This is a genomic window from Arthrobacter sp. 05N425 (genome assembly GCF_056397125.1).
On the sequence record NZ_JBFTMU010000002.1, the window covers coordinates 347,997 to 372,382 of the forward strand.

General features: G+C 67.7%; 23 protein-coding genes. 16 read left to right on the forward strand and 7 right to left on the reverse strand.

Annotated elements, in window-relative coordinates; translation table 11 throughout:
• Positions 1-100: 100 nt before the first annotated feature.
• Together AC1DGE_RS04920 and AC1DGE_RS04925 are read right to left on the reverse strand one after the other, a co-directional pair.
• A complete protein-coding gene (locus AC1DGE_RS04920; protein ID WP_441416852.1) occupies positions 101-871 on the reverse strand; it encodes a dienelactone hydrolase family protein in 771 nt (256 codons plus the stop codon).
• Between the two features lie 115 nt (positions 872-986).
• On the reverse strand, positions 987-1,163 hold the full coding sequence (locus AC1DGE_RS04925; RefSeq protein WP_138768393.1) for a CsbD family protein: 177 nt from the start codon (positions 1,161-1,163) through the stop codon (positions 987-989).
• A gap of 205 nt (positions 1,164-1,368) precedes the next feature.
• On the opposite strand from AC1DGE_RS04925, the gene AC1DGE_RS04930 reads away from it, so the two are divergent.
• The 7 genes from AC1DGE_RS04930 to AC1DGE_RS04960 all read left to right on the forward strand — a co-directional run bounded on the left by AC1DGE_RS04930 (position 1,369) and on the right by AC1DGE_RS04960 (position 9,194).
• A complete protein-coding gene (locus AC1DGE_RS04930; RefSeq protein WP_441417829.1) occupies positions 1,369-2,037 on the forward strand; it encodes a pentapeptide repeat-containing protein in 669 nt (222 codons plus the stop codon).
• Between the two features lie 124 nt (positions 2,038-2,161).
• Positions 2,162-3,373, forward strand: a complete 1,212-nt coding sequence (locus AC1DGE_RS04935; RefSeq protein ID WP_441416853.1) for a thiolase family protein — start codon at positions 2,162-2,164, stop codon at positions 3,371-3,373.
• Complete coding sequence (locus AC1DGE_RS04940; protein ID WP_441416854.1) at positions 3,373-4,185, forward strand: enoyl-CoA hydratase/isomerase family protein; 813 nt, start codon at positions 3,373-3,375, stop codon at positions 4,183-4,185. The genes AC1DGE_RS04935 and AC1DGE_RS04940 overlap by 1 nt, the downstream gene beginning before the upstream one ends.
• Positions 4,186-4,237: 52 nt before the next feature.
• Positions 4,238-5,125, forward strand: coding sequence for a 3-hydroxyacyl-CoA dehydrogenase family protein (locus tag AC1DGE_RS04945; RefSeq protein ID WP_441416855.1), 888 nt, complete (start codon positions 4,238-4,240; stop codon positions 5,123-5,125).
• 75 nt (positions 5,126-5,200) lie between these two features.
• On the forward strand, positions 5,201-5,836 hold the full coding sequence (locus tag AC1DGE_RS04950; RefSeq protein ID WP_441416856.1) for a GNAT family N-acetyltransferase: 636 nt from the start codon (positions 5,201-5,203) through the stop codon (positions 5,834-5,836).
• 28 nt (positions 5,837-5,864) lie between these two features.
• Positions 5,865-6,581, forward strand: a complete 717-nt coding sequence (locus tag AC1DGE_RS04955) for a tyrosine-protein phosphatase (RefSeq protein ID WP_476917058.1) — start codon at positions 5,865-5,867, stop codon at positions 6,579-6,581.
• Between the two features lie 9 nt (positions 6,582-6,590).
• Positions 6,591-9,194: a S1 family peptidase gene (locus AC1DGE_RS04960; RefSeq protein WP_476917017.1), complete on the forward strand. Its 2,604-nt coding sequence runs from the start codon at positions 6,591-6,593 to the stop codon at positions 9,192-9,194.
• Between the two features lie 50 nt (positions 9,195-9,244).
• Here the strand turns inward: AC1DGE_RS04960 and AC1DGE_RS04965 are convergent, their stop codons facing one another.
• Positions 9,245-11,068, reverse strand: coding sequence for an adenylyl cyclase (locus AC1DGE_RS04965; RefSeq protein ID WP_441417831.1), 1,824 nt, complete (start codon positions 11,066-11,068; stop codon positions 9,245-9,247).
• Between the two features lie 401 nt (positions 11,069-11,469).
• Between AC1DGE_RS04965 and AC1DGE_RS04970 the strand changes: the two genes are divergently transcribed.
• From AC1DGE_RS04970 to AC1DGE_RS04990, 5 genes are read left to right on the forward strand one after another with little or no spacing between them, the layout of a single operon-like run.
• The gene (locus AC1DGE_RS04970; RefSeq protein ID WP_441416858.1) at positions 11,470-12,762 is read left to right on the forward strand and encodes an ABC transporter substrate-binding protein; all 1,293 of its coding nucleotides are present in this window, start codon (positions 11,470-11,472) and stop codon (positions 12,760-12,762) included.
• Positions 12,763-12,765: 3 nt separating this feature from the next.
• Positions 12,766-13,755 carry a carbohydrate ABC transporter permease gene (locus tag AC1DGE_RS04975; protein WP_441416859.1) on the forward strand — a complete coding sequence of 330 codons (990 nt, stop codon included), beginning with the start codon at positions 12,766-12,768 and terminating at the stop codon, positions 13,753-13,755.
• Positions 13,752-14,678: a carbohydrate ABC transporter permease gene (locus AC1DGE_RS04980; protein WP_441416860.1), complete on the forward strand. Its 927-nt coding sequence runs from the start codon at positions 13,752-13,754 to the stop codon at positions 14,676-14,678. Before AC1DGE_RS04975 ends, AC1DGE_RS04980 begins: the two co-directional genes overlap by 4 nt.
• Positions 14,675-16,126: a glycoside hydrolase family 1 protein gene (locus AC1DGE_RS04985; protein ID WP_441416861.1), complete on the forward strand. Its 1,452-nt coding sequence runs from the start codon at positions 14,675-14,677 to the stop codon at positions 16,124-16,126. Before AC1DGE_RS04980 ends, AC1DGE_RS04985 begins: the two co-directional genes overlap by 4 nt.
• Before the next feature lie 43 nt (positions 16,127-16,169).
• The gene (locus tag AC1DGE_RS04990; protein WP_441416862.1) at positions 16,170-17,222 is read left to right on the forward strand and encodes a LacI family DNA-binding transcriptional regulator; all 1,053 of its coding nucleotides are present in this window, start codon (positions 16,170-16,172) and stop codon (positions 17,220-17,222) included.
• Between the two features lie 36 nt (positions 17,223-17,258).
• Here the strand turns inward: AC1DGE_RS04990 and AC1DGE_RS04995 are convergent, their stop codons facing one another.
• Both AC1DGE_RS04995 and AC1DGE_RS05000 read right to left on the reverse strand, forming a co-directional pair.
• Positions 17,259-17,984: a DUF4397 domain-containing protein gene (locus AC1DGE_RS04995; protein ID WP_441416863.1), complete on the reverse strand. Its 726-nt coding sequence runs from the start codon at positions 17,982-17,984 to the stop codon at positions 17,259-17,261.
• A 112-nt stretch (positions 17,985-18,096) separates the two neighbouring features.
• Complete coding sequence (locus tag AC1DGE_RS05000; RefSeq protein WP_441416864.1) at positions 18,097-18,525, reverse strand: PaaI family thioesterase; 429 nt, start codon at positions 18,523-18,525, stop codon at positions 18,097-18,099.
• Positions 18,526-18,686: 161 nt separating this feature from the next.
• On the opposite strand from AC1DGE_RS05000, the gene paaZ reads away from it, so the two are divergent.
• The 4 genes from paaZ (at position 18,687) to AC1DGE_RS05020 (ending at position 22,261) form a co-directional block, all read left to right on the forward strand.
• Positions 18,687-20,798: a phenylacetic acid degradation bifunctional protein PaaZ gene (gene paaZ, locus AC1DGE_RS05005; RefSeq protein WP_476892023.1), complete on the forward strand. Its 2,112-nt coding sequence runs from the start codon at positions 18,687-18,689 to the stop codon at positions 20,796-20,798.
• 140 nt (positions 20,799-20,938) lie between these two features.
• Positions 20,939-21,346, forward strand: a complete 408-nt coding sequence (locus AC1DGE_RS05010; RefSeq protein ID WP_476892024.1) for a VOC family protein — start codon at positions 20,939-20,941, stop codon at positions 21,344-21,346.
• A gap of 205 nt (positions 21,347-21,551) precedes the next feature.
• Complete coding sequence (locus AC1DGE_RS05015; protein ID WP_476892025.1) at positions 21,552-21,893, forward strand: hypothetical protein; 342 nt, start codon at positions 21,552-21,554, stop codon at positions 21,891-21,893.
• Positions 21,890-22,261: a hypothetical protein gene (locus AC1DGE_RS05020; RefSeq protein WP_476892026.1), complete on the forward strand. Its 372-nt coding sequence runs from the start codon at positions 21,890-21,892 to the stop codon at positions 22,259-22,261. The genes AC1DGE_RS05015 and AC1DGE_RS05020 overlap by 4 nt, the downstream gene beginning before the upstream one ends.
• A gap of 70 nt (positions 22,262-22,331) precedes the next feature.
• Here the strand turns inward: AC1DGE_RS05020 and AC1DGE_RS05025 are convergent, their stop codons facing one another.
• Positions 22,332-22,943 carry a TetR/AcrR family transcriptional regulator gene (locus AC1DGE_RS05025; protein WP_441416869.1) on the reverse strand — a complete coding sequence of 204 codons (612 nt, stop codon included), beginning with the start codon at positions 22,941-22,943 and terminating at the stop codon, positions 22,332-22,334.
• Positions 22,944-23,039: 96 nt separating this feature from the next.
• Positions 23,040-24,377, reverse strand: coding sequence for a phenylacetate--CoA ligase PaaK (paaK, locus tag AC1DGE_RS05030; RefSeq protein ID WP_441416870.1), 1,338 nt, complete (start codon positions 24,375-24,377; stop codon positions 23,040-23,042).
• Positions 24,378-24,386: the final 9 nt, after the last annotated feature.

Genomic DNA, 24,386 nt, shown 5'->3' on the forward strand with positions numbered 1-24,386 from the left:
AAGGTGGCCGCCGCCGTCGTTTGTTCCATCGACTGCTCCGTAACGGCCGTTCCGGGGCTGCAAAAGGCACCGTTGGGGCAGCCGATGCGGGATCTGGCGCCTAGTCCTTCAGGTGCCGGGCGAAATGGTCTTCGATCCTGCGCCAGGCCGCGGGTGCGGCCTGCGGATCGGGCCCGACGCCGAGGACGCGGAACAGCGGACGCAGCGGCCTGGGTTCCGTTTCCTCATCGTTCAGGAACGAGTGGCCGGCGGTCGCGAATTCCTTGATGTCGTGTTCAACGCCGAGGGACTCAAGCACGGAGGTCAGCCGTGCCGCCGCCCCGGAAAGGGAACGGTCCTTCGCGCCGAAGTTGGCCACGATCGGGCAGGCGCCCGCCAGCGCCGTTTCCGGGTCCTTGGGCAGCCTGCCGTAGTTCACCGCCGCGGCATCGAAGCCGTCATTGGCCAGCAGCAGGGCGAAGCCGCCGCCCATGCAGAACCCGATGACGCCGATTTTCCCGGTCGTGCGGCCGGAGTCCAACAGCCACTGCCGCGCCGTCGCCAGGTCCGTGAACGCGCGACCCTGCCCGGCAGCCAGGGAACGCATGGTCGAGACGAGGCAGCGGCGCGCCCCGCCGTCGCTGAACAGGTCCACAGCCAGGGTGAGATAGCCGGCGGCCGCCATCCGCTCTGCGTGCCGGACCGTGATGCCATCCAGGCCAAACGCCTCATGGATCATCAGCACGGCCGGGAAGGGACCGTCCCCTTCCGGTTCCGCCAGGTAGCCGCGGAGCCGCGGGGAGCCGCCGGCGGCGAGGCTGGCCCCGCTGAGGTCGACGTTATGCAGGGCCGGGTCCGGGTCTTCGCCCCGGTTGGCGGCATTCCTGGCCATGGGCACTCCTAGGTCGGGTCGTGCGGGAGTCGTGTTCGGACAGTCTTGCATCCGGGCACAAAAAACGGCGCCGGACATCCCCCAAAGGAATGTCCGACGCCGTCGATTTTTAGGACTAGTCGCGCTTGACGGCGTCCTTGACGTTTTCGCCGACCTTCTTCGCGTCGGCGACGACCTGGTCCTTCTGGCCTTCGGCCTTCAGGCGGTCGTTGTCCGTGGCGTTTCCGGTAGCTTCCTTGGCCTTGCCGCCGAGGTGCTCCGCCTCGTTCTGAATCTTGTCTCCGATACCCATGGTGTACTCCACCTTTCGTTTCCGGTTGAAATTCAACGCAGTTTCACCATAACACGAAGCATGCTTACTAATTCAAGCCCTTTCGCGAGATCATTCGATCCGGTCCGTGCCCAGGGTTTTCGATCCGCCCGGCTAGGCTCGAAACCATGGAGCCCACAACCACCCCTGTCCCAGCCAAGACCGCGGCCAAGGCGGAGTTACAGTGATGGCCAAGCCCTCCGGCGCAGCCAAAGTCACCGCCCCGCGCCTCACGCCGGTCCAGCTGGCGGACCTCGCGGAGGATCCTGCCCCCGATTTCCGCCGCGGGGAGCGCTACGACGGCGTCCGGTACACCCGCGCGGCCGCGGACGGGCTGGAGCTCAGCGGCACGGATTTCGCCGAGTGCGAGTTCTCCGGCGCCTCCTTTAATGAAACCCAGCTGCGCGGCGCGAGTTTCCGCGACTGCGTCCTGGCCGAGATCTACGCCCCGGTCTTCACGGCGGCGCGCTCAAGCCTGCGCGACGTCGAACTCCGCAACCCCCGCTGGGGGTCGGCGGAACTGTATGAAAGCGGCTGGCAGTCGGTGCGGATCGACGGCGGCAAGCTGGACTACGTCAACCTCCGCGGCTCCAAGCTGGTGGACGTGCAGATCAGCGATTGCATCATCAACGAACTGGACCTTGGCTCCTGCACGGCGACCCGGGTGGCGCTGAAGAACTGCACCATCGGCAGCCTGGACTTCAGTGGAGCGCGACTGAAGGACTTCGACCTGCGCGGCACGGAGTTCCGGTCCCTCAGCGGCCTCGGCAGCCTCGCCGGCATCGTGGTCGACGAGCACCAGCTCAGCCTGCTGGCCCCGCTGCTGGCCGGCCACCTGGGCATCACCGTGGCCTGAGTCGACGCCACGTCATCCGGGGCCGTCCGGTTGACCGCCTTGACCCGTTGTGTAATCTTTATAGAACGAACGGTCGGTAATTTACTCTGCTGCCGGCCCTGCTCCCTTGGTGAAGGATGTTCTCATGGTCGAGGCTTTTCTTGTTGGCGGTGCCCGCACTCCCGTGGGACGGTACGGCGGCGCCCTTTCCGCGGTCCGGCCCGATGACCTGGCGGCGCTGGTGGTCCGTGAAGCTGTCGCCCGTGCCGGGATCGACCCGGACGCCATCGACGAGGTCATCCTCGGCAACGCCAACGGAGCCGGCGAGGAGAACCGCAACGTCGCCCGGATGGCCACCATCCTGGCCGGACTACCGCTCCACATCCCCGGCATTACCGTTAATCGGCTCTGCGCCTCCGGCCTGAGCGCCATCATCATGGCCAGCCAGATGATCAAGTCCGGCGCCGCAGATATCGTCATCGCAGGCGGCGTCGAATCCATGAGCCGCGCCCCCTGGGTGCAGGAAAAGCCGCAGACCGCCTTCGCCAAGCCGGGCCAAATTTTCGATACCTCGATCGGCTGGCGCTTCGCCAACCCGCTGTTCCAGAAGGGCGAGCTCTCCCGCGACGGCAAGATGACCTACTCCATGCCGGAGACGGCCGAGGAAGTCGCCCGCGTGGACGGCATTTCCCGCGAGGACGCGGACGCGTTCGCCGTCCGCTCACACGAGCGTTCGCTCGCCGCGATTGCCGCCGGCCGCTTCGCGGACGAAATCGTTCCCGTGACCGTCAAGACGCGCAAGGGCGAGACGGTCGTGGACACCGATGAAGGCCCCCGCGCCGGCACCACCATGGACGTGTTGTCCGGGCTGCGCCCCGTCGTCGCGGGCGGCTCCGTGGTCACCGCCGGCAACTCCTCCACGCTCAACGACGGCGCCTCCGCGATCATCGTCGCCTCCGAGGCCGCGATCCAGAAGCTCGGGCTCACCCCGCGGGCCCGCATCATCGACGGCGCCTCGGCCGGCTGCGAGCCAGAGATCATGGGCATCGGCCCGGTCCCGGCCACCCGGAAGGTCCTCGCCCGAAGCGGGCTCGACGTCGGTGACCTCGGCGCCGTCGAACTCAACGAGGCCTTCGCCACCCAGTCGCTGGCCAGCATGCGCCGGCTCGGCCTCGATCCGGAGATTGTGAACCGCGACGGCGGCGCGATCTCCCTGGGCCATCCGCTCGGCTCGTCCGGGTCCCGGATTGCCATCACCCTGCTGGGCCGGATGGAGCGCGAAGACGCCAAAATCGGCCTCGCCACCATGTGCATCGGCGTCGGCCAGGGCACAGCCATGCTGCTGGAGCGCGTCTAATGGCGGCCCGGCCCGGCGGCCTGGACACCGCAGGCTTCGGCACGCTCCTGGTCGAGGAGCGCGAGGACCGGCTGGTGGTCCTGCTCAACCGCCCGGAGGTCCGCAACGCGATCGACCAGCAGATGGTCGATGAGCTCCACAGCGTCTGCGCGTACCTCGAGCAGACCCCCAAGGTGCTGATCCTTGCCGGCACGGAAGGCGTATTCGCCTCCGGCGCCGACATCGCGCAGCTGCGGGAACGCCGCCGCGACGACGCCCTGCAGGGCATCAACTCCACCATCTTCGTCCGGATCGCCAAGCTGCCGATGCCGGTCATCGCGGCCCTCGACGGCTTCTGCCTGGGCGGCGGCGCCGAATTGGCCTACGCCGCCGACTTCCGGATCGGCACCCCGGGGGTCCGGATCGGCAACCCCGAGACGGGCCTCGGCATCCTCGCCGCCGCCGGGGCCAGCTGGCGCCTCAAGGAGCTGGTGGGGGAGCCGGTGGCCAAGGACATCCTCCTGGCCGGCGCAGTACTCCGCGCCGACCGGGCGCTCGCGGTCGGGCTCATCACCGAGGTGCACGAACCCGCGGAGCTGATGGACGCCGCCCACGCGCTGGCGGACCGGATCGCGCAGCAGGACCCGCTCGCGGTGCGGATCACCAAGTCCGTGTTCCATGCCCCGGCTGAGGCGCACCCGCTGATCGACCAGCTGGCGCAGGGCATCCTCTTCGAATCGCAGGCGAAGTTCGACCGTATGCAGGCTTTCCTGGACAAGAAATCGGACAAGAAATCAGCCAAGAAATCAGCCCAAGAGTCAGCCGCGAAGTGAGCAACAAGCCAGCCGCCACGCCAGGCCCCAATCCAGACCGGAAGAAGTAGATATGAGCAACTCGGTACTCCCCGCCAACCTGCCTGCCACTGGCCTTCCCGACTTTGTCGGGGTGCTCGGCGGCGGCCGGATGGGCGCGGGCATCGCCCATGCCTTCCTGATCAACGGCGCCAACGTGCTCGTCGTCGAGCGTGACGAGGAGTCTGCCGAGGCGGCCCGCGAGCGCGTGGAGTCCGCGGCGGCCAAGAGTATCGAGCGCGGCGCCACCGACGGCAACCTCGACGAGATGGTCTCCCGCCTCTCCGTGACCGTGGACTACGACGACTTCAAGGACCGGCAGTTGGTCATCGAGGCCGTACCCGAGGACTGGGACCTGAAGGTGGCCTCGCTGCGCGGGATCGAGGAGCGGCTCGCCACGGACGCGTACCTCGCCTCCAACACCTCCTCGCTCTCCGTCAACGGCCTGGCCCGCGAGCTGAAGCGCCCGCAGAACTTCCTGGGCCTGCACTTTTTCAACCCGGTTCCCGCGTCCACCCTGATCGAGGTCGTCCTCGGCGAGCAGACAAGCGAGGCCCTCGCCCAGGCCGCCCGCGGCTGGGTCGAAGCGCTCGGCAAGACCGCCGTCGTCGTCAATGACGCCCCGGGCTTCGCCTCCTCGCGGCTGGGCGTCGCAATCGCCCTCGAGGCGATGCGCATGGTGGAGGAAGGCGTCGCCTCGGCCGAGGACATCGACAACGCCATGGTCCTGGGCTACAAACACCCGACCGGTCCGCTGCGCACCACCGACATCGTCGGCCTCGACGTCCGGCTCGGCATCGCCGAGTATCTGGCCTCCACCCTGGGCGAGCGCTTTGCGCCACCGCAGATCCTCCGGGACAAGGTGGCCCGCGGCGAACTCGGACGCAAGACCGGCCAGGGCTTCTTCGACTGGACCGCCTGAGCCGGTCCCGGACGGATGCTCATTGGGGGATCCGTCCGGGCGCCAGCGAGGGGCCGGCATGCCTAGGATGGTGCGGTGACTACCGCCCCGCCGCGCATTGAACCCATCACCCTCACCGGCCAGCACGTGGTGCTGGAACCGCTGAGCCATGCCCACCACGACGGCCTGGTGGAGGCAGTCCGGGACGGCGAGCTCTGGAAACTCTGGTACACGTCCGTCCCCGCCCCGGAGGCCATGGCGGCCGAGATCGATCGACGGCTGGCCCTGCAGCAGGCAGGCTCGATGCTGCCGTTCACCACCCGGCTGCTTGACCCGGCCACCGGCGGCCCCGGGAAAGTGATCGGCATGACCACCTACATGAACATCGACGCCGCCACACCCCGGGTGGAGATCGGTTCCACCTGGAACGCCGCCTCCGCGCAGGGCAGCGGCAGCAACCCGGACTCCAAGCTGTTGCTGCTCCGTCATGCCTTCGAGACGCTCGGCTGCCCCGCCGTCGAATTCCGCACGCACTGGCTCAACCATCAGTCCCGCGAGGCGATTGCCCGGCTGGGCGCCAAACAGGACGGCGTGCTGCGCAGCCACAGCCGCACGGCCGACGGCGTGCTGCGCGACACCGTGGTGTTTTCCATCCTCGAACATGAATGGCCGATGGTACGCAGCGGCCTGGAGTTCCGGCTGGGGAAGCGGCGGGACGAGTCCCGTGGCTAGCCAGCCGGAGGGCGGCGCCGTGAAGCCCATGAACTGGGACGGGGCCGTCAACAGCGACGGGTCTGTCACTTGGGACGGGGCCGTCAACGCGTGGCACGTTGCGGGCAGCGTGTACCGGATGGGCCGCCGCGAATGGCTCACCGAGACCGGCTGGCAGCAGGCATACGGCGGCGGCATCCGGACCGTGATCGACCTCCGCAACCCGGATGAGATCCGCCGCCGCGACACCGATCCACGGGTGGGCGAGGCGACCCTGGCGGCGTTCGACGTCGTGCACGCCCCCACCGAGGATCCCGGCAACGCTGAATTCCGCGCGCTCTGCGTTCCTTACCTGAACAACCCGGCGTCCTATCCGGACAACGCCAGGATCTTCCCCGGCAAGCTCGCCGCAGTGTTCAGGGCCGTCGCGGCAGCCCCCGGCGGCGTCGTGATCCACTGTTCGGCCGGCCGGGACCGCAGCGGCATGATCGCCGCCATGCTCCAGGACCTCGCCGGAGCCGGGGAGGACGCCATCGCCCTGTCCTACGCACGCGCCATGCGGGGCATCAACGAGCACCACCGGCTGTCCGCAACCCCGCATCCGCATGAGCGGTACCTGCCCGAGGAGATCCTCGCGCCTCTGATCGAGGCGCGCCAGGAAAGCCTCCTGCGCTTTGTGCGGCAGCTGAAAACTGCCGAATTTTTGGGCCACAATGGGGTAACGGTTCCTGAGTTGACTGCCATCCGGGGCAAATTGGGGCACTAGAGTAACCGGGTGAAGACTCCCACGTACGCGCTGGTAATCCGGGCAGCGGCGGCTGTCGCCGTTGCGCTCGCGGGGTCGTCTGTGGCTGTCCCCGCCTTGGCAGAGGCCGGGTCCCCCGATCCCGCTACGGCGTCCCCTTCCCCTTCGCCCAGCCCCACTTCGGAGGCGGCCCTCGCGCCGACGGCGCCGGTTGAGCCCGCTGCGTCCTCGCCAGAACCGGGCATCAGCGACGCCGGGCTCGCCGAGGCGATCCGACGGGACCTGGGCATGACCCTGGCGGAGTTCAACGCCGCCGGAGCGCAGGCCAAGCGGGCCGCCGAGGCTGCACCCTCCCTGCGCGGCCTGCCTGGCTATGTCGGGATTGTCCTGCGGGACGGAAAAATCGTGGTCGAAGGCTCCGGCGTGGAGCTCCAAGCCCGGATCGACGAACTGAACCAGGCCGGCCCGGCGGAATTCGCGCTCGAGGCGCCCGCGCTGAAGACTTCCGCGCTGGCCGCTCCCACGGGACCAGGCGCCACGCCGGCCGCAGCCGTGAAGCCGGAACTCGTCGCCGGCAGTGCCGAGCAGCTCTTCCAGGCGTATGTCCGTGAGGTCGGTCCTGCCGGGCTGCAGGCTGTGGCTTACGCCGACGGCCACTTCATCGTCCGCACCGGCGGCACCAACACAGCCGAGGCGTGGACCTCGGCGGCCCTGGCGCCCGGCAGCCTCGACCCGGCGCCGGCGCCCGCCCCCGGAAAGATCTCGGCCGCAGCTTTCGTGTCCCGCTACGCCAACGTGAAACTGGAAAAGGGCGCTCCGATCAAGACCGAAGACGACTACTTCGGCGGGCAGGGTTACGTGATCAACAAGATGACGATCTGCTCTGCCGGCTTCGGGGCTTTTGATCCCGCCGGCCTGCCGCTGGTGCTGACTGCCGGGCACTGCGCCGAAGATGGAACGGCGGCAAAGGCCGACGTCGAGCCGCCCACCGCGGCGCCGGCCGGCGGAGCGACCACCTCACTGCCGGCCGTTCTCGAACCCCTGGGATCGTTCGGGTTCAGCCAGTTCGGCGGACCCGATAACTCGCCGATCACCGGTGCAGAGTCGAGTCCGGGCAACATCGGCACCGACATTGCCGTGATCAAGGATTTGCGGCCCGGGCTCAAGGTGCAGCCCTCCGCCACTACGTGGAAGACCCCGGCCAACCCGGGACAAACCTCCGTCAAGATCATTGGCACCGCAGCGCCGTACCAGGGCCAGGCTGTCTGCCGGTCCGGCCGCACCACCGGATGGTCCTGCGGCGAGGTAGCGGAAACCGGCGTCTACGTGGTGGGAGGACGCACCACCGCGGCAGGAGATGTGAGGGCCTTCAAGGGCTTCTTGTCCTATGACGTCCAATCCAGCGGTGGAGACTCCGGGGGGCCCTGGATCAGCGGAAACTTTGCCGTCGGCACACACTCCGCCGGGGAACCCCGGGGCGCGGCGCAGAACTTTGCGGTCGCGACAACGCTCGACGATGCGCTGGGCTCCATTCCTGGCCCCGTCCAGCTCCAGCTGTTCTTGAACAAGCCCGAACTTGTTGGGACACCGGACACCGGCACGGTGTTGCCGGGCAGCCTCATTCGGGGGCGCGTGCCTGCCGCCCCCGCCTCGGGCGTCGCCGCGAACTCCACGGTCCGCCTGCTTCGCCCGGACCAGGACGCCGTCGAAATCCCGGTGGACGCGGCGGGAAACTGGTCCTTCAACGCGCCAGCGTCGGAAGGAACGTTCCAATTCACGGCTGAGACCGTCAACGGCCACAGCCGGTCAGGGGCCGCAGCGTTCAGGCTCAAGGTCTCCGGGTTGCTCGCGCCGGAGATCAGTGCCCCCGCCTCCGGATCCAGCCTCGCGGCGCTGGATCGCGTCGAAGGAACGGGCACCCCGGGCAACACCGTGGTCCTTTCGGGCCAGCTGACCGGTTCCGCGAAGGTTTCGCCGCAGGGCCGGTGGAGTGTTTCGGTGGGAAGCCAGCGGGTGTACGGCAAGCTCTCGGTCTCGGCGGTCCAGACGGCGCCCGGCCACGTGGACAGCCCGCCAGCCACGCTGGTGTTCACGGTGCCGCCGCCGGCGCCCGCTGTCGCCGGACAGTGGAACGGGGTCTCGTTCCGCCAGGACTTGCTGCCCGATGCGATTTCCGGGACGGGTGTCGACGGCGCAGCGGTCACCGTGCTGATTGACGGACAGCCGATCGGTGCCGTGCAGAAGGGCGGATCTGGCGTGGGGACGAAGTCGGTGTTCCCTTCGCTGGTCCCGCATGTCCTCGTGGCTGGCGGCCGCTGGAGTGTACGGTTCCCCGCCGGCCTGGCCGTGGGGCTGCACACACTGTCCGTAACCCAGTCCGTCGACGGGATCGCCTCGTCACCGCTTAGGGCCAGGTTCACGATCAGCCCGCCGGCGTCCGCAGCCATGGCAGGGAACATTCCTCCGACGGCGGCAGCGGGCGCCCGTGTCTCAACTCCGCAGCAGCCGGGCAGCCCCGCGATGCTCGCCAGCACCGGAGCCAACGGCGTGCTTCCTGCCGCAGCTTTGGCGGCGGCGGCCCTGCTGCTCGGCGGGGCCTGCATCGCACTAGGGCGACGCCGGACGGTGCGTTAGCTGCGCCGGTGCCGGCGGGCGGGGCCGGAAGGCTCCCGCCCGCAGGCGTCCTAACCGAAATCGGCGACGTAGCTGGGCACCCCCACGGCGTCTGTCGAGACGGCTGCGCCGGTGTCATTGACGACGTGGTCCAGGGTCCCGGCGCCGAGGTTGACCGTCAGCAGGCCATGCAGCTTCACGCCGGGCGTTACCGGCACTTCGAATCCGCGGGTGGCGTGGATGGTGGGGTCGACGTTGTTGTAGACGTAGCTGCCGCCGCCCCAGAGTTCGTGCGTCCGAACCGAGTCGGCGACCTTGTAACCAGCCCAGCCCAGTACGCCGTCGTGCTGCCAGGCGGCCTGGTTGGGCGCGTCGTAAGGCAGCTCGTTCTGGAAGAAAATGGTCTTCCCGCGTTCGCCGTTCCAGATCACGTTGTACTGCTGGTAGTGCTCGACGAACAGGCCGGTGGCGGTGACGTTGTCGCCGTTGATGATGACGCCGTTGTCTGCGGTGTTCGTAGTCCAGCCCACGCCGTTTCCGTGGTCGGCGCGCCAGGCCCAGATGTGGTCCAGGAGCACGTCGTCACTGTTGACCTCCAGGCTCAGCGAGGCCTTGCCGACGTGGGGCCCGCCGATCCGGAAGAAGACATCGTGGAGGGTGGTGGGGTTGGCGGGATCGCTCCAGCCGTTGTGGGCGCGGGCGTTGCCTTTTGCGGCACGCTGGGTGCCAACGCGAAGCAGTGCCGGTGAATTCTTCTCGCCGGCGTCCACGGTGACGGCGGCAATTTCGACGCCGGGGACATCCGCGACCGTCAGCGGCACGGAACCGTCGACGGCGGTGAGGGTGGCCATGCCGAGTCCGAGGACGACGGTGTTGGCACGCTTGACTTCGATGCTTCGATCAATGTCGTAGACACCCGGGGTCAGCAGCAGGTTCTTGCCGCGGGCCAGTTGGGAGTTGATGGTCTGGACGGAATCGGTAGGCCTGGCCACGAAGAAGTCGGACAGCGGGATGCTGCGGCCCGCCGTCGGGCCGTTTTCCCACGTGGTTCCTGCGGAATCCTTGCGCACCGAGGGAACAAAAACGTTGTACCCCCCGCCGGAATCCAGCACCAGGTACGGCTTCTCGCGGCTGACCGGGGTGCTGGCCAGGGTGGTGTACGGCGGGTTCGGGAAGGACTGGGCCGGAGCCCCGTTCACCCCGGAGAAGACCTGGTTCCAGACGCCGTTGGACCAGCTGCCAATGCTGCTGTCGCGGACCAGGTATTGCTGCTGCGAACCGTTGATGACCGTGCCGGCTTTTGAATCGGAAATGAAGCCGCCGCTGGCGTACTGCGGGCCGGCGGTGCAGTAGTCCATCAGGGAGAGGTTGCCGCCGGTGATGTTGACCCGCCGCATGGGCGATGCCTGCGAAGCCGCCCAGAAGTTCGCCGAGCTGCGGCAGCCCTCCAGACCGGTGACATTGATGGTGAGGTTGGAGACGGAGCGCCAGAAGTTGTTCAGGGCGATGCAGTTGTCCGCGGTCAGGCACCGGTTGTACGTGTCCACATGGCCGTTGATGGTGACGTCCGTGGGTGAGGCGCCCAGGCCGGCCACTTCGGTCGAATAGCCCACCTGGATGATCAGCGGCGTTTCCGGGCTGCCATAGGTGCCGGGCTTGAACAGCAGGGAATAACGGTTGGTGCCCATCTCGTCGTCGACCTGTTTGGCCGCTATGGCGTCCACCTCGGCCTGGATGGCGGCCACCGGCATGCCGGGATCGAAGATCCGCACGTTGGGGCCGAAGTCGGGGGCCGGCGCAGGCGTGGTCTTCGCCTGGTTCACTGCCGGGTTCATCGCCGGGGGCGGAGCGGCGTTGGCGGCGGGGGCGGCTGCGGCGCCCAGCACGCCAAGCATCACCGCTACCGCGCCGGCCAGCAGCCGTCTCTGGTGGTGCGTTGGCGCCCGGAACGACGTGGATTGGGCCGCGCGGTGGCGGCGGAGGTGGGCTAGCGGCATTGCTTGTCCTGCTCTCGTTGGGGTGCGGTTTTGCACGGGCTGTGGAGTGGAGCAAAAGGGAATCAGGCGCCCGCTGCCGGGAAGGGCACGGTGTGGGAGCGCTCCCGCCGGGAAGCCTAACACCGGCCTCAAGGCCCGGCAAGGGCCCCGATTCCGCCAAGGGCGCCACCTTGACAATTCATTGTGATGTGCGACACCATGCTCGTGGGAGCGCTCCCATGCGAGTCACGGGAGCGCTCCCAGCTCTGGGCGCATCGCCCCGCACTCTTCGTGCCATACCCTGACAAAGGAGTCCCCGCGTGAAATTTTCCCGCAAGCTCGCCGCCCTGTCGGCGTCGGCTGCCTGCCTCACCCTTGCCCTGAGCGCCTGCGGAGCAGACGCCCCCAAAGCCGCGGCACCCACCGGCGAGACGGGGAAGGAGCCTGTAACCCTCACCCTCGCCACGTTCAACGAGTTCGGCTACGAGAGCTTGCTCAAGGAGTACGAATCACTCAACCCCAACGTCAAGATCCAGCACAAGAAAGCCGCCACCACCAACGAAGCGCGCGACAACCTGACCACCCGCCTGGCGGCGGGATCGGGCCTCTCGGACGTCGAAGCTATCGAGGTTGACTGGCTCTCCGAACTCAAGCAGTATCCGGACCAGTTCGTGGACCTGAAGGATCCCGCCGTCGAAGGCCGCTGGCTGGACTGGAAGACCGAGGCGGCGACCACGCAGGACGGCCGCCTGATCGGCTACGGCACAGACTCCGGTCCCGAGGCTGTCTGCTACAACTCGGCACTGCTCAAGGCGGCAGGACTGCCGACGGACCGCGAATCCGTCGCCAAGATGCTCGGCACCACCTGGGACAGCTACTTCGACGCCGGCAAGAAGTTTGTCGCCGCGAAGACCGGCGCGGCCTGGTTCGATTCCGCCGGAGCCATCTACCAGGGCATGAGCAACCAGCTGGAAAAGGCCTACGAAAACGAGGACGGCACTGTCATTGCCGCCGAGAACCCCGCCGTCAAGGACGTCTACACCAAGGTCCTCAACGCCTCGACGAAGGACAACCTCTCCGCGCACCTGGGCCAGTGGAGCAACGACTGGGTGGCCGGTTTCCAGTCCCAGAAGTTCGCCACCACCCTCTGCCCGGGCTGGATGCTCGGTGTGATCGAGGGCAACGCCACCGGCGTCAAGGGCTGGGACGTCGCCAACGTCTTCCCCGGCGGCGGCGGAAACTGGGGAGGTTCGTACCTGACCGTGCCGGCGCAGGGCAAGCACCAGGCCGAAGCCAAGAAGCTCGCCGCCTGGCTGACCGCCCCGGAGCAGCAGATCAAGGCCTTCACCGCCAAGGGCAACTTCCCGAGCCAGGTCAAGGCGCTCGACAGCGAGGCACTGCTGGGGCAGACCAACAAGTTCTTCAACAACGCCCCCACCGGAAAGATCTTCGCCGAGCGGGCCAAGGCCGTGGGCGCCACCCCGTTCAAGGGCCCGAAGTTCTTTGCCATCAACGACGCCATGCAGCAGGCCCTCACCCGCGTGGACGTGGACAAGAAGGACGACGCCGAGTCCTCCTGGGCGAAGTTCCTCACCGCTGTGAAGTCCCTGTAGGTCATGTCGGTAACGGACCGGGTCAGGCCCCAGAGCCAACTGGCTGACGAGGAGATACCCGGCAAGAGGAGCGTCCGGCGGCTCGCGTTCTCGCAACGGATGTCTCGGTGGGACGTCAAACTTTCGCCCTACCTCTACATCTCGCCGTTCTTCCTGCTGTTTGCCCTCACGGGACTCTTTCCGCTGCTCTACACAGCCTGGGTGTCCCTGCACAACTGGAACCTGATCGGCGGGCAGGGCAAGTTCGTCGGGACGGAGAACTTCGGCTTCGTCCTCGCGCAGCCGTACTTCTGGAACGCGGTAGGAAACACGCTGAGCATCTTCCTGCTTTCGTCCGTGCCGCAGGTGGTGCTGGCGCTGCTGATTGCGGCCGCGCTGGACGCCAACCTCCGGGCCAGAACGTTCTGGCGGATGGGCGTCCTGGTGCCCTTTGTCGTCGCCCCGGTGGCGGTCGGGCTGATCTTCAACAACCTGTTCGCCGACCAGTTTGGCCTCGTGAATGAGCTGTTGGCACTCGTCGGCCTTGACCCGGTCCGCTGGCACTCCGAGCAACTCGCCAGCCACATTGCCATCGCCACGATGGTGAATTTCCGCTGGATCGGCTACAACGCACTGATCTTCCTTGCCGCCATGCAGGCCATCCCCCGCGATGTCTTCGAAGCCGCCACCATCGACGGCGCCGGCCGGGTCAGGCAGTTCCTGTCCGTGACGGTTCCGATGCTCCGGCCCACCGTGATTTTCGTGGCCATCACGTCCACGATCGGCGGGCTGCAGATTTTCGACGAGCCGCGGGTGTTCGACCAATCCGGGCTCGGCGGCGCCGACCGGCAGTGGCAGACGCTGACCATGTACATCTGGGAACTGGGCTGGGGACAGCGCAATTTCGGCAGGGCATCTGCGGTCGCGTGGCTGCTGTTCCTGATGATTGTGCTGATTGCCCTCCTGAACTATCTACTCACACGGCGTATCGCCAGCCAGGGAGGCCGCAAATGAGCTCCATCCCCATGATCCGGCAAACCGCCGGCAAAGGTGCGGCCAAGGCGGCGGCCAAGCGGCCGAACCGCATAACCGGCCGGCCGCGCAACCGGGGCGGCGCAGGCGGTCAGCGCCGTCCCGGGGCGCTGACCTACAGTGTCCTCGGCACGGTCCTGCTGGCGTCGCTGTTCCCGCTGTATTGGTCGTTCCTGGTGGGCAGCCATGACAGCACGGTGCTCAGTCGCGGTGTCCCGGTCCTGCCGGGCGGGAACTTCGTGGCCAACGCCGCGAAAGTCTTCGACAGCATCCCGTTCTGGAAGGCCATGGGCAACAGCGTCCTGGTGTCCACGGTCACGGCCGCCTCGGTGGTGGTTTTCTCCACCCTGGCGGGCTTCGCGTTCGCGAAGTTGCGCTTCCGGGGCAGCAGGGGGCTTCTGGTCTTCGTGATCGCCACAATGGCGGTGCCCACCCAGCTGGGCGTGGTTCCGCTGTTCATTGTGATGGCCAAGCTGGGTTGGACCGGTTCCCTCTGGGCGGTGATCCTCCCCGGCGTGGTGACGGCCTTCGGGGTGTTCTGGATGACCCAGTATCTACGGGACGCCCTCCCGGACGAACTCATTGAGGCCGTCCGGGTGGACGGGGCCTCCATGATCCAGGCCTTTTGGTATGTCGGCTTCCCCGCGGCGCGACCGGCCGCGGCGATGCTGGCGCTTTTCACCTTCGTCGCGACCTGGACCAACTTCTTCTGGCCGTTCATTGTGCTGGACCCTTCCAACCCGACCCTCCCGGTGGCGCTGCAGCTGCTGCAGGCCGCACACTTTGTGGACTATTCGGTGGTGCTGGCAGGTGCCGTGCTGGCCACCGTCCCGTTGCTGCTGCTCTTCATCGCCGCCGGTCGCCAACTCGTTTCAGGAATTATGCAAGGAGCAGTCAAAGGATGAGCACCACCGAGCTAACTTTCCCCGACGGATTCCTCTGGGGCGCGGCCACGGCCGCCTACCAGATCGAAGGAGCCGCCCACACCGGAGGGCGGAAGGACTCGATCTGGGACACCTTCGCCCGGGTTCCGGGCGCCGTGGCAGACGGCCACAACGGTGACGTGGCGTGCGACCACTACCACCGCTCGGGCCAGGACGTGGAGTTGATGACGTCGCTGCACCTAAAGGCGTACCGTTTCTCGACGTCGTGGGCACGTTGCATGCCCGACGGCAGGACGCCGAACCCCGAGGGGATCGCGTTCTACTCCCGCTTGGTGGACGAACTCCTCGCCGCAGGCATCACACCCTGGCTGACGCTTTACCACTGGGACCTGCCGCAGGCCCTGGAGGATGAGGGAGGCTGGGCCAACCGCGAGACCGCCCGGCTGTTTGCGGACTACGCGGCCGTGATGCACGAGGCCCTCGGCGACCGGGTCCGCATCTGGACCACGCTCAACGAGCCGTGGTGTTCGGCGTTCCTCGGCTACGCCGCAGGCGTCCACGCCCCGGGACGGCAGGAACCGCGGGCAGCCCTCGCCGCTGCCCACCATCTCCTGCTCGGGCACGGGCTCGCCGTCAGGGAACTGCGCCGGCGTGATCCGGCAGCGAGCCTTGGCATCACCCTGAACCTCACTGTCGCCGATCCTGCCGACCCCGGCTCCGCGGAGGACCGGGATGCGGCCCGCCGGATCGACGGGCTGCACAACCGGATCTTCCTCGACCCGATCTTCCGTGGCCAGTACCCCGCGGACGTGCTGGACGACGTGGCCGGATTCGGCTTCGACACCGTGGTGCAGGACGGTGATTTGGCTGTCATCTCGGCGCCCGTGGATTTGCTGGGGGTCAACTATTACCAGGGCGAGGCGCTGACCAAGGCGGCGGCAGCCGAAGAACGGGTCCAACCGGACACCGTGACCACCACGGCGCAGGCCGCCCCGGCGTCGGCCGACAGGCGTGAGGCAACGCCGTTCGTTTCCGCGGAGGACGTGCACTCCGTGCCGCGCGGGCTGCCGGTGACGGGGATGGGCTGGGAGGTGCAGCCCGAGGGGCTGTACCGGTTGCTGACCCGGCTGCAGCTTGAGTACACCGGCCCGGCCGGCATCCCGATCTACATGACGGAAAACGGCGCCGCGTACCCGGACGCTCCCGACACCGACGGCTTCGTCGATGACCAGGAGCGGTTGGCCTTTTTCGACGCGCACCTGCGCGCAGTGCGCTCCGCGATCGACGCCGGCGCCGACGTCCGCGGCTACCTCGCCTGGTCGCTGCTGGACAACTTCGAGTGGGCGTACGGCTATCACCAACGTTTCGGTCTGGTCCGGGTGGACTATGAAACCCAGCAGCGGATCCCGAAGGCCAGCGGACTCTGGTACTCGGGGGTGGCGGCGGCGAACGCCTTGCCGGCACGGTAGGGCCCGTCCCTGCGGAGACCGGGCATGTCGTATTCTCAAAGTGATGAGCGAACAGAAGCACGCGGGTCTCCGGGCCGGACCGGCGAGACTTAGCCCCACCCTTGAAGACCTCGCGACGGCGGCGGGAGTGTCACGCTCCACCGCCTCCCGGGCCATCAACGGCGGCTCCCGGGTCAGCCCGGAAGCTCAGGCCGCGGTGGACGCTGCGGTCATCTCGCTGGGCTACACCCCGAACCGGGCCGCGCGCAGCCTCGTCACCCGCCGGACTTCCTCGATCGCCCTGGTGATCAACGAACCCGATGCCCGGGTCATGATGGACCCGTTCTTCGCGGCCGTCATCACCGGGGTGACGGAGGCGTTGCGTGAGACCGAAATGCAGCTGGTCCTGCTGATGTCCCGGGCCGGCGGCGATCCCTCCCGGACGCTTCGGTACCTGCGTGGAGGCCACGTCGACGGTGCCATTGTCGTCTCGCACCATAAAGCAGACGGCTGGACCGAGGAGCTTGCCGCCGCGGGGCTGCCCACTGTCTTCATTGGAAGGCCGTGGGATACCGGGCTGGGGATCCACTACGTTGACGTGGACAGCTTCGAAGGCGGCCGCCTGGCCGCGCTTCACCTTGCGGCAGCCGGGCGCACCCGGCTGGCAACCATCACCGGACCGCTCGATATGACGGCAGCCGCGGACCGGCTGGAGGGATGGCAAGCGGGCCTCAGGGAAGCCGGGCTGCCGCCGGGGCCGGTCGCGCAGGGGGATTTCACCCCTGCCGGCGGCACCGAAGCGGCCGAACGGCTGCTGGCCGAGGACAGCAGTGTGGACGGCATTTTCGCTGCGTCCGACCTCATGGCCCGCGGTGCCATAACGGCCCTGCTGGCCGCCGGGCGCACGGTGCCCGGGGATGTCGCCGTCGTCGGCTTCGATGACCACCTGGCCGCGCCGGGCGAGCTGCCCCTGACCACGATCAACCAGCCCACGGTAGAAATGGCAGCCCAGGCGGGCCGCCTGCTTCTTGCGGACATCGAAGATCCGGGGACGGGCCGGGACCCGCTGATATTCCCGGCCCGCCTCGTCGTCAGGGAAAGCAGCACCCCCGGCTAGGCCGGGAATTTCCAGCGAGCAGGCAGGACCGGCCGCTTAGCGGCCGTGCCGGCCGTGATCCCGCCACTTGTCCGAGTCGACTACCTGGACCGCTACGCCGAGGTTGCCCTTCTTGAGGCTGCCCCAGGCGTAGACAATCGTGTTCTTGCCCGCGGCGACCGGAATGTCCGCCGGGCCAATCAGGGGCTTGGTGGTCCCGGCGGCCGCGACCGAGGCGGACACCTTCCCGGCCTTCAGCGTCAGCACTTCCTGGTCCGGGTTCGTCAGGTCCTCGATCACGGCAGTCTTGCCGGCAAGGACGTCGACGGCGGGCGCCGCGGCCACGTGCCTGACCGTCAGCTTCCCCTCACCCCGAGGGCTGGGCGAGGTGTCGTTCTTGAACAGGGTGGCGGTGGGATCCCCGTCCTCATCCAGGTGGGCCACGGCGGTGTAGTTCCGGCCCTCCCTGAGCTTGACCTCGACCGGGCCGATCACCGCGTCGTCGGCGCTCTTGGCGTTGGCGGCCGTGACAGCAATCTTGTAATTGCCGCCCTCGAGCTTCAGCGGGCCCGCGAGCTTGCCGGGCTTGAAGTCGTCCAAGGTGAGCTTGCCATTCACCCATACGTCCACGGTCAGGCCGGGGACTCCGTGCAAAACGGACAGGACGGCATCGTCGCCGTGGTGCCTGCCGCCGTCGTGCTTCCCGCCGGCCTGGGCCGGGGCGGCAAACGCGAGGGCGGCCGCCATCGACACGGCACCGGCGGCATAAACGGTTTTACGCATTTCAAACTCCTCATTGAGTTGCCCGGATCCGGGCGGTGATTTGCTTACACCGTTACTACCGGCCGGCGCCCCTCTTTGGATGCAGACGGTCGGACCTTTTGCCCCGGCCCGCTCAGCCCTTGCGGTCCAGCAGCAGGTTGGTGATCCGCAGCGTGCAGAGCCGCTCCCCGGCCTCGTTGGTGATCAGCACCTCGTGGGTGGTCACCGTGCTGCCGAGGTGGATCGGGGTGGCGGTTATCGTGACCAGCCCCTCGCGGGCGGACTTGTGGTGCGTGGCGGAAACGTCCACGCCCACGGCGGTCTTGCCCAGGGTGCTGGCGTGGATCACCGAGGCCCACGAACCCACGGCCTCGCCGACGGCCAGTGAGGCGCCGCCGTGCAGCAGGCCGAAGGACTGGCGGTTGCCTTCCACCGGCATGGTTGCCACGACGCGCTCCACGGACTGCTCAACGATCTTGACCCCCATCTTCTCGTCAAGTTCACCGAGGGTGATTTTCCACAGCTCGGTACCACTTTGAATGTTGCGGGGGTCGGGCGTCATTGCGTCTCCTCTGGGGCTCTGGCCTGTCATGGGCCGGTCGGGCCCGCCGCTACTAGTGTGCCGCAGGGCTCCTTCATGTACTGTAGACATATTACCGAACGGACGGTCAGTAATGCGCTGGCCGTGTCGATCTTGCCCCGCGTTGGAAGGACCCGTCAACGATGACCACCACTGCAACAGCTCCGGAACCCTCAGTGGGCACCGTCGAGATCGTCCCCAGCTTCATCCGCAACTCGTGGTGGACCCCCGACGCAGCCTCTGCCGCCGGAGCCGCCTCCGTCCTGGACGCCAGCACCGGCGAACTCCTGGCAAAGGTGAGCACCGAGGGCCTCGACCTCGCCGCCGTCGTCGACTATGGCCGCACCACCGGCCAAGCGGAACTGGGGAAGCTGACCTTCCACCAGCGCGCCCTCAAGCTCAAGGAACTGGCGCAGTACCTCAACGGCCGCCGCGACGAGTTCTACGCGCTCTCCGCGCAGACCGGCGCCACCAAGATCGACTCGATGATCGATATCGACGGCGGCATCGGCGTGCTCTTCACCTTCGGCTCCAAGGGCCGGCGCGAGCTGCCCAACGCCCAGGTGGTGGTGGACGGGCCCATGGAGGTGCTGTCCAAGGACGGTTCCTTCGCCGGCGAACACATCTACACCCGGATCCCCGGTGTCGCCGTGCAGATCAACGCCTTCAACTTCCCGGTCTGGGGCATGCTCGAGAAGCTCGCCCCCGCCTTCATCGCCGGCGTCCCCACCATCGTCAAGCCAGCCACCCCCACCGGCTACGTCGCCGCGGCCGTGGTGAAGGCGATCGATGAATCCGGCATCCTGCCCAAGGGCTCGCTGCAGCTGGTCTCCGGCTCGGTCCGCACCCTGTTGGACCACCTCGACTACCGCGACCTTGTCGCCTTCACCGGTTCGGCCTCCACCGCCAACACGCTCAAGTCCCACCCCAACGTGGTCAAGGGTGGCGTCCGCTTCACCTCCGAAACCGACTCCCTCAACGCCGCCATCCTGGGCCCGGACGCGGTCAAGGGGACCCCGGAATTCGACGCTTTCATCAAGTCCCTCGTCACCGAGATGACCGCCAAGGCTGGCCAGAAATGCACCTCGATCCGCCGCGCGATCGTGCCGCAGAACCTGGTGTCAGACGTCGTCGCCGCCGTGGGGGAGCGGATCACCGAACGCGTCGTGCTGGGAGACCCGCGCGCCGAGGGCGTCACGATGGGCGCCCTCGCCTCCCGTGAGCAGCTCGCCGACGTGCGGGCCGCCGTCCAGTCGATGCTCGACGCCGGGGGCGAGCTCGCCTATGGCACCCTCGACTCGCCGAAGGTCACCAGCGCGGACGGGAGCGTCGGCGTCGTCGACGGCGGAGCCTTCATGTCCCCGGTGCTGCTGAGCTGGGCCGACCCCGAAGCCGAGGAGGTCCACTCGCTCGAGGCCTTCGGCCCGGTCTCCTCCGTGATCGGCTACACGGACCTCGCCGACGCCGTCCGCCTCGCCGCGCGCGGTGGCGGCTCGCTGGTCGCCTCGGTCTGCACCAACGATCCGGCGGTGGCCCGCGAGCTCGTCACCGGCATTGCGGCCCACCACGGCCGCGTCCTCATGCTCAACCGGGAGGACGCCCGCAGCTCCACCGGCCACGGCTCCCCGGTCCCGCACCTGGTCCACGGCGGCCCGGGCCGTGCCGGCGGCGGCGAGGAACTGGGCGGCATCCGCTCGGTCATGCACCACATGCAGCGCACCGCCATCCAGGGCTCGCCCAACATGCTCACGGCCGTCACGGGCGTCTGGCACACCGGTGCGGACCGCAACTACACCCTCGAGACCGAGGGCCAGCACCCGTTCCGGAAGCACCTGAGCACGCTGCACATCGGCGACGCCATCCGCTCCGATTTGCGCGAGGTCTCGCTGGAGGAGATCACCAAGTTCGCGAACTCCACCGGCGACACCTTCTACGCCCACACGAACCAGGAAGCGGCGGCAGCCAACCCGTTCTTCCCGGGCATCGTGGCGCACGGCTACCTGCTCCTCGCCTGGGGTGCCGGCTTGTTCGTGGAGCCCGCGCCGGGTCCGGTCCTGGCCAACTACGGCCTGGAGAACCTGCGCTTCATCACGCCCGTCGCGGCCGGTGACTCCATCCGCGTCACCCTGACGGCCAAGAAGATCACCCCGCGCGAGACCGACGAGTACGGCGAAGTGGCCTGGGACGCCGTCCTGACCAACCAGAACGATGAAATCGTCGCCACCTACGACGTCCTGACCCTCGTCGAGAAGTAACCCCTCGCCCCGCCCGTTGCTCTATCACTTATGGCTGCCGCGACGTTCGAATGGCAACCCACAGGTGATAGAGCAACCGCGGAGGGGCGGGTCTTTCCACCTTGCCCCGGCGTAAAATCGTGCTCGTAGGAGGTGGCGAAATGTCCCTAGCACTCAACAAAGCCACAACAGTCCTGCCAGTCGATGATGTAGCGCGTGCCCGGCATTTCTATGCGGACACCCTGGGGCTCCCGCACCGTGGCGTGGCAGACGACGGAAGTGAACTATTTGGTTCAGAAGGCGGCCCGATGCTGCAACTGATGCCAGTCAAGGATGGAAAGCATTCGGAGCACACCACCCTGAGTTTCGAAGTCAGCGAGATCGAACGCACCGTGAGGGAAATGGAAGCCAGGGGCGTCACGTTCCAGGACTACAACCTCCCTGATCTCAAGACCGAGAACCACATTTGCACAACGGATTCCGAGAAGTGCGCCTGGTTCATGGACTCCGAGCACAACATTCTCTGCGTGCACGAGAACATCACCACGGCAGCCGACTACCAGCTCTGAGCGGCGGCTCCGGGCTCCCGGCTGCGGGCTCCCGCTGCAGAACGGAATTGCGGAACGGAATCATAGAACAGCGCCCCGGCCTGCCGGGGCGCTGTTCTATGTCCCGGGCCGGGGCCGCGGCTAGGGCCGGTCGGTCCTGTCCCCGGGACGCACCCCGGGTGTAGCTTGAGACCAGATTCCCGGATGGCGGAGGCGAGGCGCAGACATGACTGAGTCGTCTTCCGGGCCGGTATCCGAAACCCTGGTCCGTCGCGTCGTCTGGTTCCCCACCACCCGGGCCGGCAAGGTGGCTCTGACGCTGGCCTACCTCACGGTGCTCTCGCCCGTCTGGGTGCTCCTGGTCCTGGGGCAGGCCGTGTTCAGGGCGGGAGCCGCCGACGACGTGGTGGTAGCCATGCTGGTGGGTTCCGTCGCGGCGCTCTGGACTGCCCTGCTCCGGGCGAAGGAACGCTCCCTCCTGGTCGCGGCCTTTACCGTGCTGCTGTCGGCTGCGCTGATGTATTTCCTTGGCTGGCTCACTTCGACCCCGGGCGGGGCGGCCCCGTGACGTCGCCTTCCAAGGCGCGCGGCCGCAAGATTGCCTGGCTGCCACGCACCCGCATCGGCAATGTGGCTCTGGTCCTGGACCTCGCGATGGCTGCTTTCCCGGTCTGGGTCCTGCCGTCCTGGTACCTCGTGACGTTACTGGTGGGTGCCGGCGGCATGTTCGAGTCGCCCCGGGCGGTGGTCGCGAACAGCGTTTTCCAGGGCCTCGTGGTGGCCGGCACGCTGGTGGTCAACCTTGCAGCGTTGCTCCGCGCCAAGGACTACTCGATCCTGCTTGGGCTGGCAGTGCTTCCGCTGTCCGCCGTGTTGCTGTACATGGGCTGGTTCGTGGCCGTGAACGGGTTTCCCGGCCTTGCGGGGGCAGGTTGACACGGACCCGCCGGGCTTTGAGGGCGACACCGCCTGCCCGCGGCCGTTAACGGTGCCCCCGGAGGCGGCGTCAGGCTTTGCTGGGGACGTGGAGGCCGTGGAACGCCATGGCGACGACGTCGTCGGCCAGCTTCTCGGGGGAGAGGGACCCGCCGGGCTTGTACCACTCAACGATCGAGTTGATGGTGCCGAACAGCAGGCGGGTGACGGTGCGGGGGTCGATGTCCTGGCGCAGCGAGCCCTCGTCGCCGGCGGCCGAGATCAGGGCGGCCACCTTGTGGTCGAACGTGCGCCGGCGTTCCAGGGCGTCCCGCTCGATCTCGGTGTTGCCGCGCAGCCGCAGCAGCAGGGTGACGAACGGCAGCCGTTCCACCAGGACGGAGATGGTCTCGCGGACCACGAATTCCAGCCGGGCGTCGGCCGAGCCGGTCCGCGCCTCAGGCCGGTCCAGGATGGCTTCGAGGCCGCCGAGGGCATGGTCGAGGGCGAGTTTGAGCAGATCGCCCTTGGACGGCACGTGGTGGTAGATCGCGGACTTGGAGATGCCCAGGTTCTCGGCGAGGATGCCCATCGAGGTGGCGTCATAGCCGTGGCGGTTGAAGACATCGACGGCGATCAGCAGCACCGACTGCTGGTCATAGCCGGGACGGCCGCGCTTGGTGGTGGTTGCTGTGCTGGGCATACTCGCTAGTTTCTCATGAACGGTCGGTCGGCCCGRCAGCGTGGCCTCGAAGGACACTCCTGCCGGGCCGGCCGGTGGCTGGACAAACGGGGCGGGTCAGGCCTTGGGGCGCATGTCGTAGATCCGGCGCAGCTTGCCGTTGGAGCGCTCCAGTGAACCGGGCTCGACGACGTCGACGGTGCAGGAGGAGCCGACGTGGATCTTGATCTGCTGCTGCAGCACCTTCGCCGCCGTCGCGCTGCCCTCGACCGTGACCGACTCGCGGCGTTCGATCTTGACGGTCAGCTGGTCCATCCGCTGCCCCTCCGGACGGGTGAGCTCCAGTTGGAAGTGCGGGCTGAGTTCGGGGATGCGGAGCGCGATTTCCTCGATCTGCGAGGGGAACAGGTTCACGCCGCGCAGGATGATCATGTCGTCGCTGCGGCCAGTGATGCGTCCCATCCGGCGGTGCGCCGGACGGGCGGTGCCGGGCAGCAGCCGGGTGAGGTCCTTGGTGCGGTACCGGATGATCGGCAGGGCTTCCTTGGTGAGCGAGGTGAAAACCAGTTCGCCGGGCTCGCCGTCGCCCAGGACCACGGACGGGTCAAAGGCGTCGATGATCTCGGGCCGGAAGTGGTCCTCCCAGATGTGGCTGCCGTCCTGGGTCTCCACGGCCTCGCCGGCGACGCCGGGGCCCATGACCTCAGAGAGGCCGTAAATGTCGCAGGCCTTGATGTTCATGGTGACTTCAAGCTCGTGCCGCATTTCTTCGGTCCACGGCTCGGCCCCGAGCACGGCGTACTTGAGCGAGGTGGAGGCGGGGTCGATGCCCTGCTTCATCATGGCGTCCGCGATGGTCAGCAGGTACGTCGGGGTGGCCAGGATGGCGTCCGGCTTGAAGTCCTGGATCAACGTGATCTGGCGCTCGGTCTGGCCGCCGGAGATCGGAATGACGGTGCAGCCCAGCGCTTCGGCGCCGGCGTGGGCGCCCATGCCGCCGGTGAACAGGCCGTAGCCGTAGGCGTTGTGGACCTTCATGCCGGGCCGGACGCCGGAGGCGCGCAGCGAGCGGGCGACCAGCTTGGCCCAGTCGGCGAGGTCCTTCTTGGTGTAGCCCACCACGGTGGCGCGGCCGGTGGTGCCGGAGCTGGCGTGGATCCGGGCCACCTCGTGCTGCGGCACGGCGAACATGCCGAAGGGGTACTCGAGCCGGAGGTCTTCCTTGGTGGTGAAAGGGAACTTCCCCAGGTCCGAGAGCTCGCGCAGGTCGGTGGGGTGCACACCGGCCTCATCAAACTTCCGCTTGTACAGCGGGACTCGGTCGTAGGCGTACGCCACGGTGTGCTGCAGGCGGCTGAGCTGCAAGGCCTCGAGCTCGTCGCGGGAGATGGTTTCTTCGCGGTCCAGGACGGCGTCACTGGGGGCGAGGGCAGATTCGGCGGTGGGGGTGGTCATCTGTGTCCC